General features: G+C 61.4%; 9 protein-coding genes. 8 read left to right on the forward strand and 1 reads right to left on the reverse strand.

Annotated elements, in window-relative coordinates:
* Positions 1-30: 30 nt before the first annotated feature.
* The 7 genes from AADW57_RS00585 (at position 31) to AADW57_RS00615 (ending at position 9781) form a co-directional block, all read left to right on the forward strand.
* Positions 31-1209 (forward strand): isovaleryl-CoA dehydrogenase, encoded by a 1179-nt coding sequence (locus AADW57_RS00585; RefSeq protein WP_341668124.1) that lies wholly within the window; start codon positions 31-33, stop codon positions 1207-1209.
* A 7-nt stretch (positions 1210-1216) separates the two neighbouring features.
* Complete coding sequence (aceK, locus tag AADW57_RS00590; RefSeq protein ID WP_341668125.1) at positions 1217-3091, forward strand: bifunctional isocitrate dehydrogenase kinase/phosphatase; 1875 nt, start codon at positions 1217-1219, stop codon at positions 3089-3091.
* Entirely contained in the window at positions 3084-4265 is a 1182-nt protein-coding gene (locus AADW57_RS00595) for an acetyl-CoA C-acyltransferase (RefSeq protein ID WP_341668126.1), read from the forward strand. Before aceK ends, AADW57_RS00595 begins: the two co-directional genes overlap by 8 nt.
* Positions 4266-4337: 72 nt before the next feature.
* Complete coding sequence (locus AADW57_RS00600) at positions 4338-5945, forward strand: carboxyl transferase domain-containing protein (protein ID WP_341668127.1); 1608 nt, start codon at positions 4338-4340, stop codon at positions 5943-5945.
* A 95-nt stretch (positions 5946-6040) separates the two neighbouring features.
* The gene (locus tag AADW57_RS00605) at positions 6041-8065 is read left to right on the forward strand and encodes an acetyl/propionyl/methylcrotonyl-CoA carboxylase subunit alpha (protein WP_341668128.1); all 2025 of its coding nucleotides are present in this window, start codon (positions 6041-6043) and stop codon (positions 8063-8065) included.
* A gap of 114 nt (positions 8066-8179) precedes the next feature.
* The gene (gene gluQRS / locus AADW57_RS00610) at positions 8180-9091 is read left to right on the forward strand and encodes a tRNA glutamyl-Q(34) synthetase GluQRS (RefSeq protein WP_341668129.1); all 912 of its coding nucleotides are present in this window, start codon (positions 8180-8182) and stop codon (positions 9089-9091) included.
* 231 nt (positions 9092-9322) lie between these two features.
* Complete coding sequence (locus tag AADW57_RS00615) at positions 9323-9781, forward strand: DUF494 family protein (protein ID WP_341668131.1); 459 nt, start codon at positions 9323-9325, stop codon at positions 9779-9781.
* A gap of 133 nt (positions 9782-9914) precedes the next feature.
* Here the strand turns inward: AADW57_RS00615 and AADW57_RS00620 are convergent, their stop codons facing one another.
* Positions 9915-12383: a GDYXXLXY domain-containing protein gene (locus AADW57_RS00620; protein WP_341668132.1), complete on the reverse strand. Its 2469-nt coding sequence runs from the start codon at positions 12381-12383 to the stop codon at positions 9915-9917.
* Between the two features lie 62 nt (positions 12384-12445).
* On the opposite strand from AADW57_RS00620, the gene AADW57_RS00625 reads away from it, so the two are divergent.
* On the forward strand, positions 12446-15052 hold the full coding sequence (locus tag AADW57_RS00625) for a DNA topoisomerase III (protein WP_341668133.1): 2607 nt from the start codon (positions 12446-12448) through the stop codon (positions 15050-15052).
* The last annotated feature ends 355 nt before the right edge of the window (positions 15053-15407 follow it).

The following is a 15407-nucleotide window of genomic DNA, read 5'->3' on the forward strand; positions in this document are numbered from 1 at the left end:
CCGCCTATCTCGCCCACACTGGAGAACTCCATGAGTCTGCCCGGCCTGAATTTCGACCTTGGTTCCGATCTGGACATGCTGCGCGACACCGTCGCAGACTTTTCGCAGGCCGAAATCGCCCCCTTGGCCGCGCAGTTGGACCGCGACGACCAATTCCCCATGCATCTGTGGAAAATGTTCGGCGATATGGGTCTGCTGGGCATGACAGTCGGCGAGGAGTATGGCGGCACAAATATGGGCTACTTGGCCCACATGATCGCCATGGAAGAAATTTCCCGAGCCAGCGCCTCGGTCGCCTTATCCTATGGGGCGCATTCCAATCTGTGCGTCAACCAGATCAACCGCAACGGTACCGAAGCACAAAAGCGCAAATACCTGCCCGGCCTGATCAGCGGCGAACACGTAGGTGCCCTGGCCATGAGTGAACCGGGTGCCGGCTCGGATGTGGTCAGCATGAAGCTGCGCGCCGACAAAAAAGGCGACCGTTACGTATTGAACGGCTCCAAGATGTGGATCACCAACGGCCCGGATGCCGACACACTGGTGGTCTACGCCAAAACCGACCCCCAAGCCGGCGCGCGCGGCATTACCGCATTTTTGATCGAAAAAGGGTTTGCCGGCTTTTCTGTCGCCCAAAAGCTGGACAAGCTGGGCATGCGCGGCAGCCATACGGGCGAACTGGTGTTCCAGGACTGCGAAGTCCCCGAAGAAAACGTGCTGGGCCAACTTCACGGCGGCGTCAAAGTGCTGATGTCGGGGCTGGACTACGAGCGCGCCGTGTTGGCCGGAGGCCCGTTGGGCATCATGCAGGCCGTGATGGACGTGGTGACGCCCTACATTCACGAACGCAAACAGTTTGGCCAGGCCATCGGCGAATTTCAGCTGATCCAAGCAAAGATGGCGGACATGTACACCACCTTGCAGGCCAGCCGCGCCCTGTGCTATGCCGTAGGCAAGAATCTGGACCGCCTGGGCAGCGACCATGTACGTTCGGTGCGCAAGGACTGCGCCGCCGCCATTCTGTACAGCGCCGAGAAAGCGACCTGGATGGCCGGTGAAGGCATACAGATCCTGGGCGGCAATGGCTATATCAACGAATTTCCGACAGGCCGGCTCTGGCGCGATGCCAAACTGTATGAAATCGGCGCAGGCACCAGCGAAATCCGGCGTATGCTGATCGGCCGGGAACTGTTTGCCGAAACGGCCTGAGCGCATCATGGGCAGCACCGATTTCAACGAAACCACAGTCATCACGCCGGTGGCCCGGCCCAGCCTGACGCCGCAGGAAGTGGCGCAGACCATGCTCAATGGTTTCAACCGTCACTATGCCCTGTTCCGCTACAGCGCGCAGCGTGCCAAGTCGCTCTACGAATCAGGCGATTGGCATGGCATCCAGCAACTGTCGCGCGAACGCATCGAATATTACGCTACGCGGGTCCGGGAATGCGCTGCCATGCTGGGCCATGCGCTGCGCCTTCACCAGGGCGGCCCATCTGGTCAAAGCCAGCTCGATGCCCAGCAACAACAGCTGTGGCTGCAGGCCAAGAGCGAATTTGTACGCCTGCTCTCGGGCCATCGCCAGCCCGAATGCGCTGAAACCTTCTTCAATTCCGTGTCCTGCCGGGTCCTGCACCGACATTATTTCCGCAACGAATTCATTTTCGTGCGACCTGCCGTCGCCACCGACTATCTGGACGGCGCGCTGCCGTCCTATCGGGTCTACTATCCGGTCCAGGAAGGCCTGGAAAACAGCCTGACCCGCATGCTGGCCGACTTCGGCCTGGCCGCTCCCTTCGAGGACCTGCCCAGCGACGTGCGTACCCTGGCCCGCATGGCACTGCGCCAACTGTGTCGCCGCTTACCACGCGGCTTTGGCCCGCGCATCGGCTCGGACTGTCAGATCCAGGTGCTGAACTCCCTGTTCTTTCGCAACAAGGGGGCCTATGTCGTGGGCAGGCTGATCAACCACGGCGAAGTGCTGCCTTTTTCGCTGGCGATTCTGCACCGGCCCTCGGGGCATCTGTACATAGACGCTCTGCTGCACACCATGGACGACCTGTCCACGCTGTTCAGCTTCACGCGCGCCTACTTTCTGGTGGATATGGAAGCGCCGTCGGCCTATGTGGATTTTCTGTCCAGCCTCTTGCCGCGCAAACCCAAGGCCGAGCTATACACCGCCATTGGCCTGCAAAAACAAGGAAAAACGCTTTTTTACCGCGATTTCCTGCATCATCTCTCGCACTCGCATGACCGCTTCGACCTGGCCCCGGGCATACGCGGGATGGTCATGACGGTCTTTACTTTGCCGTCGTATCCGTACGTGTTCAAACTGATCCGCGACCGCATCCAGAAGTCCGGCATGGATCATGCCACCGTGCGCGCCAAATATCAGTTGGTCAAAAAACACGACCGCGTCGGACGCATGGCCGATACCTGGGACTACGCGCAGGTCGCCTTGCCCAAAGCGCGCTTTTCCGAGGCCCTGCTGCACGAACTGCGCACCGAAGTGCCCAGCCTGCTCGAAGAATCCGATGACACCATATTGCTGCGCCACGTCTATATCGAACGGCGCATGACCCCGCTGAACCTGTTCCTGAACAAAGCCAGCGACGCCGCGCTGAACGCCGCCGTCCGTCAATACGGCAATGCCATCCGCGAATTGGCCGCCGCCGACATCTTCCCCGGCGACATGTTGTACAAGAACTTCGGCGTCACCCGCCTGGGACGTGTCGTCTTTTACGACTACGACGAAATCCAGCACATGCGCGAAATGAATTTCCGCGCCATTCCGCCGGCCCCCAACGAAGAAGCCGAAATGGCCAGTGAACCGTGGTATCCGATCGGACCGAACGATGTCTTCCCCGAGGAGTTCGCCTATTTCCTGCTGGGCGAACCACGCATCCGCAAGGCGTTCATGCAGCATCATGCCGAGCTGCTGGACCCGCACTGGTGGGCACAATGTCGCCAGCGCGTCACACAGGGCCGAATTGAAAATATTTTCCCGTACGATAGCGAAAGGCAGTTGCACGACTTTCGTCGGCGCACGCCTGCCATCGTCACCACTACACACTCAGGAGTCCCTCATGTCTGATTCAGTCGTCATTGTCTCGATCGCCCGCACCCCGATGGGCGGCATGCTAGGCAGCCTGTCCGACCTCGCCGCTCACGAACTGGGCGCTACCGCCATCAAGGCCGCCGTGGAACGCTCGGGCATCGCCGGTGAAGCCATCAATGAAGTCATCATGGGCAACGTACTGCAGGCAGGCCAGGGCCAGGCACCGGCCCGCCAGGCCGCGCTGGGTGCTGGACTGCCCAAGGGCGTCGCATGCACCACCATCCACAAGGTCTGCGGCTCGGGCCTGAAAGCCGCCATGTTCGCGCACGATCTGCTCAAAGCCGGCAGCGTGGACGTCGTGGTGGCCGGTGGCCAGGAAAGCATGAGCAATGCCCCCTACCTGCTGCTCAAGGGCCGCCAGGGCTATCGCTACGGCCACTCTACCGTCTACGACCACATGGCCCTGGACGGCCTGGAAGACGCCTACAGCCGCGGCACCGCCATGGGCGTATTCGCCGAAGATTGCGCCAGCAAGTACAGCTTTAGCCGCGAAGAACAGGACGCCTTTGCCCTGGAGTCGCTGCGTCGCGCCCGCCAGGCCAGCGACGACGGCAGCTTCGAGTGGGAAATCGCCCCCGTGACCATTGCCGGTCGCAAGGGCGATGTGGTCATCGCCAAAGACGAAGCGCCCGCCAAGGCCATGCCCGAAAAAATCCCCACCCTGCGTCCCGCCTTCAAGAAAGACGGCACGATTACCGCCGCCAATGCCTCGTCCATCTCGGACGGTGCCGCTGCCATGGTGCTGACCACCGAGTCCAAGGCCAAGGAGCTGGGCGCGACCCCCTTGGCACGCATCGTCGCCCACACTCAGCACTCGCAAGAACCGCAGTGGTTCACCACGGCTCCCGTAGGTGCCATCCAGAAGCTGTTGGACAAAACCGGCTGGAGCGTGGCGGACGTGGACCTGTTCGAGATCAACGAAGCCTTCGCCGTGGTCACCATGGCCGCCATGAAAGAGCTGAACCTGCCGCACGACAAGGTCAATATCCACGGCGGCGCGACCGCCCTGGGCCACCCCATCGGCGCATCGGGCGCGCGTCTGTTGGCCACTCTGGTCGGCGCACTGCGCAAGACCGGCGGCAAGCGCGGCATTGCTTCGCTGTGCATCGGCGGCGGCGAAGCCGTGGCCTTGGCCGTCGAGCTGGTTTAAGCAAGTCCTGCGGCCTGCGCTTGCGCCAGGCCGCCCGCCCGGGCTTTTCTCTGTTCTCTTTCCAGGCATGCCATGTCAGTCATCGAAACCCGCATCAATCCGCGCTCCCAAGACTTCCAAGACAACGCCTCTGTCATGCAGGCCCTGATTGCCGACCTGCGACGGAAACTGCAACAGACCGCCCTGGGCGGTTCCGAACAATCCCGCCAGCGCCACCTGGCGCGGGGCAAACTGCTGCCGCGCGAACGCGTGGAACGGCTGCTGGACCCCGGCACCCCCTTTCTGGAACTGTCGCCACTGGCCGCCCAGGACGTCTACGACAACGAATCGCCCGGCGCAGGCATCATTACCGGCATCGGCCGCGTGGCCGGCGTTGAATGCATCATTGTCTGCAATGACGCCACCGTCAAAGGCGGGACCTATTACCCGCTGACCGTCAAGAAGCACCTGCGCGCCCAAGAGATCGCCCAGCAGAACCATCTGCCCTGCATCTATCTGGTGGACTCGGGCGGTGCCAACCTGCCCAATCAGGACGAAGTCTTTCCCGACCGCGACCACTTCGGCCGCATCTTCTACAACCAGGCCAACCTGTCGGCCCAGGGCATTGCCCAGATTGCCGTGGTCATGGGTTCGTGCACGGCTGGCGGTGCCTATGTGCCGGCCATGAGCGACGAATCCATCATCGTGCGCGACCAGGGCACGATCTTTCTGGGCGGCCCGCCGCTGGTCAAGGCGGCTACAGGCGAAGAAGTCAGTGCCGAAGACCTGGGCGGCGGCGATGTACACACGCGCCTGTCAGGGGTAGTAGACCATCTGGCCGAAAACGACCTGCATGCGCTGCAACTGGCGCGCCGCTGCGTGGGCCGCCTGAACCGCAGCAAAACCCTACCCTGGCCGTTGCAACCTGTGCGCGAACCGCTGTACGACGCGCAGGAACTGAACGGCATCATCCCCAGCGACACGCGCAAGCCCTACGATGTGCGCGAAGTCATCGCCCGTATTGTCGACGGCTCCGAATTCGACGAATTCAAAGCGCGTTTCGGCACGACGCTGGTCACCGGCTTTGCCCACATCCACGGCATGCCGGTGGGCATCATCGCCAACAACGGCATTCTGTTTTCGGAAGCGGCCCAGAAAGGCACGCACTTTATCGAGCTGTGCTGCCAGCGCAAGACCCCGCTGGTCTTTCTGCAGAACATCACCGGCTTCATGGTAGGCCGCAAGTACGAAAACGAAGGCATCGCCCGCCACGGCGCCAAAATGGTCACGGCCGTCTCCACCGCTGCCGTGCCCAAGTTCACCGTCATTTTGGGCGGCTCTTTCGGGGCAGGCAACTACGGTATGTGCGGCCGCGCCTTCAGCCCGCGCCTGCTGTTTCTGTGGCCCAATGCGCGCATCTCGGTCATGGGCGGCGAACAGGCGGCCAGCGTCCTGGCCACAGTGCGCCGCGACGGCCTGGAGGCGCGTGGCCAAAGCTGGAGCGCGCAGGACGAAGAAGCCTTCAAGGCTCCCATCCGCGATCAATACGAGCACGAAGGCCATCCCTACTACGCCACGGCGCGGCTGTGGGACGACGGCATCATCCAGCCTTCGGATACACGGCGCGTCCTGGCCCTGGGCCTGTCCGCCGCCCTGAACGCCCCCATTGAAGACACCCGCTTCGGCGTCTTTCGCATGTAGGCGCGCATCGGGGCCCTCGCCCCGATGACCGCAGCCGATGCCCATCGGACACCCTGAATAAGCATGAACAGGTACCAACCTGGGAGACAGACACTATGTTCCAGACCCTGCTGATCGCCAATCGCGGCGAAATCGCCTGCCGCGTCGCGGCCACTGCCCGACGCCTTGGGCTGCGTACCGTGGCCGTCTATTCGGATGCCGACGCTGACGCACAACATGTACGCGCCTGCGACCAGGCCGTGCGCATCGGCGGCCCCGAACCACGCGACAGCTACCTGAAAATCGACGCCATTCTGGCCGCGGCACGCGCCACCGGTGCCCACGCCATCCACCCAGGCTATGGTTTTCTGTCTGAAAACGAACAGTTCGCCCGCGCCTGCGAGGACGCAGGCCTGATCTTCGTGGGCCCGCCTGCGCAAGCCATCGCGGCGATGGGCAGCAAATCCGCCGCCAAGTCCTTGATGGAAAGTGCCGGGGTGCCGCTGGTCCCCGGCTACCACGGCGACAATCAAGACCCAAACTTCTTATTGCAGCAAGCCGACTCCATCGGCTACCCGGTACTGATCAAGGCCAGCGCAGGCGGCGGCGGCAAAGGGATGCGCATCGTCGAATCATCAGATGCCTTTCTGGAGGCATTGCGCTCCTGCCAGCGCGAGGCTGCCGGCAGCTTTGGCGATGACCGCGTCCTGATCGAGCGCTACATCACCAAACCACGCCATATCGAAATCCAGGTCTTTGGCGACCAGCACGGTCAGTACGTCTACCTGTTCGAGCGCGATTGTTCAGTACAGCGCCGCCACCAGAAAGTGATCGAAGAAGCCCCCGCCCCCGGCATGACGCCCGAGCGCCGCCAGGCCATGGGCGAAGCCGCCATCGCCGCCGCGCGCGCCGTGAACTACGTAGGCGCAGGCACCGTGGAATTTATCGCCGAACAAGACGGGCGCTTTTACTTCATGGAAATGAACACCCGCCTGCAAGTAGAGCACCCTGTTACCGAACTGATCACCGGCCATGATCTGGTCGAATGGCAGTTGCGCGTGGCCGACGGCCAGCCGCTGCCGGCCCGCCAGGAACAGTTGCGTATCGACGGCCATGCCATCGAAGTGCGCATCTACGCCGAAAACCCCGACAACGATTTTCTGCCTTCCATCGGCACGCTGCGCACGCTGCGCTACCCCGACCATGCCGCCTTTGCGCCCGGCCCTGTGCGCATCGACAGCGGCGTGCGCCAAGGCAGCGTCATCAGCCCCTTTTACGACCCCATGATCGCCAAGGTCATCACCCACGGCACCGACCGCGAACAGGCGCGTCGCCGCCTGATCCGCACCCTGGCCGACACCCAAGTGGCCGGCGTACACACCAACAAGACCTTTTTACAGCGCCTGCTGGGCGATGCGGCCTTTGCCCAGGCCGATCTGGATACCGGGCTGATCCCCCGCCGACATGCGGCGCTGTTTCCGGCGCACGATGCCGTGCCCGCTGCTGTCCTGGCCTTGGCCGCCAGTGCCGTACTGGCACGGCAAGGCATAGGCGGACGCGGTCCGACCGCCGGGCAACCCGCCGATCCGTGGGCCGACCAGACCGGCTGGCGCATCGGCAATCAGTATCATCAAACCCTGTCGCTGGTGGCCGGCGAACAGCAGTACAACCTGCGCTTGGAGCACCTGGAGCACAACTGGCGCATGCAGCTGGCAGACACCGTTCACACGCTGGACTGGCACGCGATCAATACGCCTCAACGGCCCGACACGCACACGGTGCGCATCTGGCTGGACGGCGTCGAGCATCGCGCCGACGTCCTTCAGGACGGCCATCAATTACAGGTAAGACTGGACGGCGTAGATTGGGCGCTGGACCTGTTTGACCCCTTGCTGGCTGCCGGCCAAAGCCAGGACGAAGGACATGGCGGTCGCCTGACCGCGCCCATGCCGGGCAAGATCATCGCCCTGAACGTCAGCACCGGGGCCAGCGTCAAGCGCGGCGATGTGCTGCTGGTCATGGAAGCCATGAAAATGGAGCACGCCATCCTGGCACCGGCCGACGGCACCGTCACCGAGGTATTCTTCGTCGTGGGCGACCAGGTTCCCGAAGGTGCAGAGCTGGCCGCCATGGAACACTAGCCCGACACTCAACAGAAACGGTTCGCCACGCACGCATTGCCCGACCCGCAAAATCGGCGTACAGTCGCACACAACAAAGGCCCCAAACGGGGCCTTTGCCGTTGAGACTCGCCCATGCACACTCACGCCTCCTCTTTATATTGCGGCCGTTTCGCCCCCAGCCCCAGCGGCCCGCTGCACGACGGCTCGCTGGTGGCCGCCATGGCCAGCTATCTGGACGCTCGCGCCCGGCAAGGCCGCTGGCTGCTGCGCATCGAAGATATAGACGCACCGCGCGTGGTGGCTGGAGCGGATCAAGTCATCATGCAACAGTTGCAGTCCCTGGGCATGCACTGGGACGGCGAACCCATCTGGCAACAGCAGCGTTTGCCCCGTTACCAGGAAGTTTTCGACAGCCTGCGCCAACGCGGCCTGGTCTACGGTTGCGCCTGCACCCGCCAGGAAATCCAGGCCGCATCGCGTCCGCCCGCGCCCGGCTCCCACGAACGGCCCTACCCAGGCACGTGCCGCCACGGCATCGCGCCGGGGCGCTCGGTGCGCGCCTGGCGGCTGCGCGTGCCGCAAGGCGTGGAATCCTTTATGGACCGTTGGGCGGGACCGCAGCACCAGGACGTCGCCCACGATGTAGGCGACTTCACGCTCAAACGCGCCGACGGCCTGTGGGCTTATCAATTCGTGGTCGTGATCGACGATGCCGACCAGGGTGTCACCGATGTGGTTCGCGGTGCCGATCTGCTGGACTCCACGGCCCGGCAACGCGTACTGCAAACCATACTGAGTTTTCCCTTGCCGCGTACACTGCATGTACCGCTGGCCCTGGACGAACACGGCCAAAAACTATCCAAACAAAACCACGCCGCCGCCCTGGATCTGAGCCGACCCTTGCACACCCTGAACCGAGCCTGGATGTTCCTGGGTTTTGCCGCCCTGGACGCATCCAACATCGCCGACTTCTGGACACAAGCCACTGCCCGGTGGGCGCAACGCTTTCGCTGGCCCGGCACCGAACAGTCTGGTTTCAAATAAACCACATCTTGCCGATATGTAAAACAAGGTCACAAAACAATCAGGCTACATATAGACCATGCCTGCATGACACATCCTTCCCAGGTAAATTCACGCCTTGTCCACATACCCTGCCCCCACCCGAGCCGGTCGTCCGGATTTGCCCCGCACCGTAAATCAGCGTAAAGTCTGATACAACGGTTACCGAACCACCCAGCCTTTTCCATTACCTAGGACGGCAACCTTATACCCATGTTTGATATCCTGGTTTACCTATTCGAGACGTACTACAACCCCCAGGCCTGTCCCAAGGCGGAGGTTCTGGCACACAAACTGGCCGCTATCGGCTTTGAAGACGAGGACATCAACGACGCACTCAGCTGGTTGCACGCGATGGGCGAGACCTCGTCCCAATGCCAGCCACTGGAACAACAAAGCGCCGCCAGCCAGCGCGTGTTCTCCGAACACGAACAACATGTACTGGGTGCCGAGGCCATGGGCTTCATCACCTTTTTACAAAATTCGGGTGCCCTGACCGCGCATCTGCGCGAAATCCTGATCGAAAGCGCCCTGGCTGTGGACGAAAGCCCGGTCTCGCTGGACAAGATCAAGATCGTCGCCCTGATGGTGCTCTGGAGCCACGAGGCCGAAATCGATCACCTGATCTTCGAAGAGTTGCTCCACGACGACTCCACGCGTCTGTCCCACTAATGCCAGCCCAAGAAAAAGTCCCGCTTACGCGGGACTTTTTTTGGTTCTTCGAAGAACGCCGGGAACCAATTTACCCAGTCGATGAGGAACTGGTTTTTTGAAGACGCCATTCAAGGCGCAGCCCACACACCACCTACCGGATTTCCTGTAACTGGGCATCCAACATGCGTCGCAGCAAAGCCTGCCCGGATTCGGACACGGCAAACTGCCCGTAGCGAGCGGCCTCAAAGCGTTGGCCTGCACCTTCCGCAAAGAACCAGGCATCCGTGCCCGGACTCCAGCCCGCATTGCGTCGACGTAACTGCACCATTACCAGACCGTCCGGCTCGGCCTGCCAGCCTGGCGCTATCCACACAGAGCGGCCATCCTGTTCCAGATAAACGCCACGCACCTGCGCCACGCCACCCGCATCTATTTGCATGCCCACCCGCAAACGCTTCTGCCCACGTGCAATATGGGCTTGTTCCGCCGGCAATTGTTCCAGCAAGGCATCCAATTGCCGGGACACGGCAAAGTCCAACGCCATGTAATCGCCTTGCATCAAAGAGCGCGGGTCCACCGGTGCCAGTTCCAGAACCACAATCCGCCCATCAGCCAAAATACGTTCTTTCTGGGCAATGACGCCATTGGCCGCAGCCAGAATCAATACCAACCCGGCCGCCACACCCACCACGATGCCGCGCGTCGCAGCAGATACCACGCGTTCTTGCGCCGGGCGTCGCCCTTGCCCCAAATAAGCCAAAACCAGGCAGCCCGCGCCCGTACCCAACAGCAACCACGCCTTTTCCAGCAGGCTGATGTTCATGAAGTAATAAAGATGCCACAGACTGGCCAGCCCCAGCACAATCCCAACCGCCAGCAAACTGCGATAGCGCCAGGCATACGCGAGCAGAATCCAACTTAAAGCCTGAGCCACCGGGGGATATGGCAGCCAGGCGGCACACAAGGCAAGCAGCCCGGCCAATGCGACCCCTGCCGCTTTGGGCGTACTGCGCCAGTCCCGCCAATAAAACACAAGAATCAACACGGGCACCGCCGCCAACAGCAGGCCGGTCATACTCCAGGAGGCATACACCGTCATGTCTGCCGCATCCCAGCGCACATACCCCCAATACGCGGCACGCCATTGACCATACAGCAACAAAGCCCAGAACAAAGGCACCCAAAAATTGTCACGACCAGGCTGACTAAAGCTGCGATGCCCCAAAACCACGGCAAGCAGGAAAAAAAACAAGCCGGGCAAGCTGAACAACCAAACCGGCACATCGTGCACCCGTTCCCAAACACGGTCGAGCAGCAAGAACTGCAGGCCCAGCAGCACCCAGGTCGCCAACAAAAAACGCAGGACCGACTGGGCACGCGCCTGCCAATACAACAAGCCACCAATGACCGTGCCTATCAAGGCACTGATTTCAACGGGCCAGGGCAAACGTTCATCCAGTACGACGGCACTGAGCAACAACACCGCGCACACGACCCAGCCACCTACCAGATCACGCCTGGCCAGCGTGCGCGCATGGGCATACAACAAAGGCGAGACCAAGGCCATGACCGCCCCCAGCGCACCCATTGCTTCCAAACTTAGATTCAGCGACAAAGCCAGATACAACAGCACCAGCAAGGGCAACACAATATAGAGCGCCAGCTTGACCACCCGCAAATACCACGGATAGTGATCATCGCCGTGTGCATCCTTCTGCTGCGCCGCCTCCTGATCCGGCGGCGACTCGCGCTGCCACTGCGCAAGATGCCACTGCAACATGCGCAGCAAAGCCAGCCCTAGCGGAATCAAGGCCAGCAACACCAGCAGCAAAGACACATCGACCAGGTGCTGAATGATCAGCACCGCGACCACCCCATAGGCACCCATCAAAAACAGAGCCAGCATGAACAGGTCGTGCCGCCACCGCCAGTACGCGCTATAAAGCGCCAGATACAAGGCCAGGGCCGGCCAGAGATCCTGCTCTATAGCCAGATAGGCGATAAACCCGGCAACCGCGACACCCGAGGTCCGCGCAACCAGACGCCAAGGATCATGGCGCGGTCGCCACACCGTTTCCGCCAGCAGCAGCAATACGGCATTAATGCCCAGTCCCAGCCAGACCAGCCCGTGCTCCCACACACCCGTCCACGACACCGGTTGCGTATCTATCCACAAATACACGGCGGTATTGAGCACCACGAGCCACAGCACAGATAAAAACACACTGCGCACCACCAGCACCCAAGGCAGGATAAGGACAGCCCACAGCGCAAACAACTGCCAGGGATCGGCACCGGTCTGGTAAATCTGTCCGATCAAAGCAAACAGACCGCCACAGCCGACAGCCGCCAAGCCAGTCAGCGCGGCGGACACACCCAGATCGCGCTCCCAACTGCCCGGGCGACGGTGCATCAACAAGGCCAGCAGGGCGGACACAGCGACCGCTCCCTGCGCCAAGGACAGCTTGGCAACAGGCCCCCAACCGGGCCAATTGGCGGCGATCCAGGTGACCAAACCGCTGGCCAGCAGCAAAACCGCCAGCCCCCAAGCCATTTTTGTCAGAAAGACTCGCCAGTCCGACGGCCATACGTTAGTCTTGTCACGTCTCATAACTTGCATAGAGCAATAGGCTCCTCGTATCATCCGCGCTATCGCTGCGGAATTGCTGTCACTGGAATCATATGGATAAAACACTCATCATTGCCGAGAAACCTTCTGTCGCCGTAGATATATCACGGGCATTGGGCGGTTTCACGCGAGAAGGTGATTATTTTGAAAGTGATCGCTATGTATTGGCCTCCAGCATCGGCCACCTGCTGAGCCTGGTGGCACCCAATGATCCCGTGCGCGGCAAATGGAGCTTTACGCATCTGCCCGTCATTCCGCCGCAGTTCGAGCTCAACCCCACCGACAAGAAATCGACCGAGCGCCTGAAACTGCTGGTCAAGCTGATCAAACGCAAAGATGTCACCGCCGTCATCAACGCCTGTGACGCGGGCCGCGAAGGCGAGCTGATCTTTCGCTACATCATGCAGTACGCCGGTGCCAAAAAGCCGGTGCAGCGCCTATGGCTGCGCTCCATGACACAATCGGCCATCCGCGAAGCCTTCGAGAACCTGCGCGACGACGAGGACATGAAGCCGCTCGAATCGGCGGCCCGTTCGCGCGCCGAAGCCGACTGGCTAGTGGGCATCAACGGCACCCGCGCCATGACCGCCTTCAACAGCAAAGACGGCGGTTTTTTCAAGACACCGGTCGGTCGCGTGCAGACACCGACACTGGCCATTGTGAACGAGCGCGAAAACCGCATCCGCAAATTTGTCTCGCGCGACTACTGGGAAGTCCATGCCGACTTCATTGCGGCCGCCGGTCTGTACACAGGCCGCTGGTTCGATCCCAAGTTCGCCAAGGACGAACACGACCCGGAAAAGAAAGACTCGCGCCTGTGGTCTCTGGCCGCCGCCCAGAGCATCGTGGCCGCCTGCCGCGACAAGCCAGGCGTGGTCACCGAAGAATCCAAACCCAGCACGCAGATGTCGCCCGCCTTGTTCGATCTGACCTCGCTGCAACGCGAAGCCAACTCGCGCTTCGGTTTTTCCGCTAAAACCACGCTGGCGCTGGCCCAGACGCTGTACGAACGCCACAAGGCCCTGACCTACCCGCGTACCGATTCGCGCTACCTGCCCGAAGACTACGTGGGCACGGTCAAGGACACCATGCGTGCCTTGGCCGACAGCGGCACACCCGCTTGCGCATCGGTGCAACCCTTTGCCCGCACAGTGGTCGAGAACAGCTGGGTCAAGCCCAACCGCCGCATCTTCGACAACAAGAAGGTGTCGGACCACTTCGCCATCATCCCCACGCTGCAAATCCCGCGCGAACTGAGCGATGCCGAAAACAAAATCTACGAGCTGATCACGCGCCGCTTCCTGGCCGTATTTTTTCCGGTGGCCGAATTCAAGGTCACCACCCGCATTACGGAAGTATCCGGCCACCACTTCAAAACAGAAGGCAAAGTGCTGGTGTCCCCCGGCTGGCTGGCCATTTACGGCCGCGATGCCCAGGGTGAAGATGCCTCGCTGGTGCCGGTGGCCGACGGCGAGAAAGTGCGCACCGAAGATATCGCACCCAAAGGCTTGGCCACCAAGCCGCCGGCACGCTTTACCGAAGCCACGCTGCTCTCGGCCATGGAAGGAGCCGGCAAGCTGGTGGACGACGAAGCCCTGCGCGAAGCCATGTCCGAACGCGGGCTGGGCACGCCGGCTACGCGGGCTGCCATTATCGAAGGCTTGCTCAACGAGGCCTACCTGCGCCGCGAAGGCCGCGAACTGGTGCCCAGCGCCAAGGCGCGTCAATTAATGACGCTGCTCTCGGGCCTGGGCGTCAGCGAACTGACCTCGCCCGAGCTGACCGGCGAATGGGAACACCAGCTCAAACAGATCGAGCAACGCCAGTTGGACCGCGATGTATTCATGCGCGAGATCGCCCAGATGACCCAGGTCATCGTCAAGCGTGCCAAAGAATACGAACGCGATACCGTGCCCGGCGACTACGCCACCTTGCAGACCCCCTGCCCCAAATGCGGCGGCGTGGTCAAAGAAAACTACCGCCGGTATGCCTGCACAGCCTGCGATTTTTCAATCGGCAAGCACCCTGGCGGGCGCACGTTTGAATTGCCCGAAGTCGAAGAGCTGCTGGCCAAGAAAGAACTGGGTCCGCTGCCCGGCTTCATCAGCAAGATGGGTCGCCCCTTTGCCGCCATCCTGCGCATTACCGACGAATACAAGCTGGAATTTGATTTCGGCCAAAACGATGAAGACGACGAAGAGGCCATCGACTTCAGTGGTCAGACCGCGGTAGGCCCTTGCCCCAAGTGCCAGTCCAATGTGTTTGAACATGGCCTGCGCTTTATCTGCGAAAAATCGGCCGGCCCAGCCAAATCCTGCGACTTCCGCAGCGGCAAAGTCATTTTGCAGCAGGAAATTACCCGCGAACAAATGGGCAAGCTACTGAACGACGGCAAGACCGACTTGCTGGACGGTTTTGTGTCCTCGCGCACCAACCGCAAATTCAAAGCTTTCCTGGTACGCCAGCCCGACGGCAAAATAGGCTTCGAGTTCGAGCCACGTCCCGAAAAGCCCGGCCGCAAGACCGCCGCCAAGAAAACCACGGCCAAGGCCGCCACCAAAGCCGCCGCCAAAAAGACGGCTGCCAAAAAAACGGCAGCGAAAAAGACAGCAGTAAAGAAAACAGCCGCCAAGAAAGCGGCTGCCAAGACGGCGGAATAAGGCATTTTGAAAGCAGAGAAAGCGGCCTCCAGATGGGGGCCGCTTTTTTTTCCCCCATGTCCTCCAGTGCTTTGGCTGGCTGGCAAATCGTCTGGACCCAATACAGCACATCCTTATCAACTTGAGGGAAAGGAGAACGGAGCGGCAGGCTGGGCCTGCGCCCGTGCTTCGCACGGGTACCCTTGTCAGCTACCCAGGTCAGGCGCCTGCGACGCAGACCCTGACCCGCCTGCCGCTCCGCTCTCCTTTCCCTCAAGCCTGCACCACCGCTTACCGTCCAGACAACAAGACCTTCAGCAAGCTCGACAAGCAGGCATAAACAATACGTCGGCGCGCTCGCCTAAATTCAAGACTT

The sequence above is a fragment of the Alcaligenes sp. SDU_A2 genome (genome assembly GCF_038237375.1).
Classification (GTDB): Bacteria; Pseudomonadota; Gammaproteobacteria; order Burkholderiales; family Burkholderiaceae_B; genus Alcaligenes.

What these genes read in the sequence shown, in the direction of transcription:
- AADW57_RS00595 (WP_341668126.1), top strand. Translation starts at nt 3,084, where the DNA reads ATGTCTGATTCAGTCGTCATTGTCTCGATCGCCCGCACCCCGATGGGC.
- AADW57_RS00625 (WP_341668133.1), top strand. Translation starts at nt 12,446, where the DNA reads ATGGATAAAACACTCATCATTGCCGAGAAACCTTCTGTCGCCGTAGAT.
- AADW57_RS00600 (WP_341668127.1), top strand. Translation starts at nt 4,338, where the DNA reads ATGTCAGTCATCGAAACCCGCATCAATCCGCGCTCCCAAGACTTCCAA.
- aceK (WP_341668125.1), top strand. Translation starts at nt 1,217, where the DNA reads ATGGGCAGCACCGATTTCAACGAAACCACAGTCATCACGCCGGTGGCC.
- gluQRS (WP_341668129.1), top strand. Translation starts at nt 8,180, where the DNA reads ATGCACACTCACGCCTCCTCTTTATATTGCGGCCGTTTCGCCCCCAGC.
- AADW57_RS00605 (WP_341668128.1), top strand. Translation starts at nt 6,041, where the DNA reads ATGTTCCAGACCCTGCTGATCGCCAATCGCGGCGAAATCGCCTGCCGC.
- AADW57_RS00585 (WP_341668124.1), top strand. Translation starts at nt 31, where the DNA reads ATGAGTCTGCCCGGCCTGAATTTCGACCTTGGTTCCGATCTGGACATG.
- AADW57_RS00615 (WP_341668131.1), top strand. Translation starts at nt 9,323, where the DNA reads ATGTTTGATATCCTGGTTTACCTATTCGAGACGTACTACAACCCCCAG.
- AADW57_RS00620 (WP_341668132.1), bottom strand. Translation starts at nt 12,383, where the DNA reads ATGCAAGTTATGAGACGTGACAAGACTAACGTATGGCCGTCGGACTGG.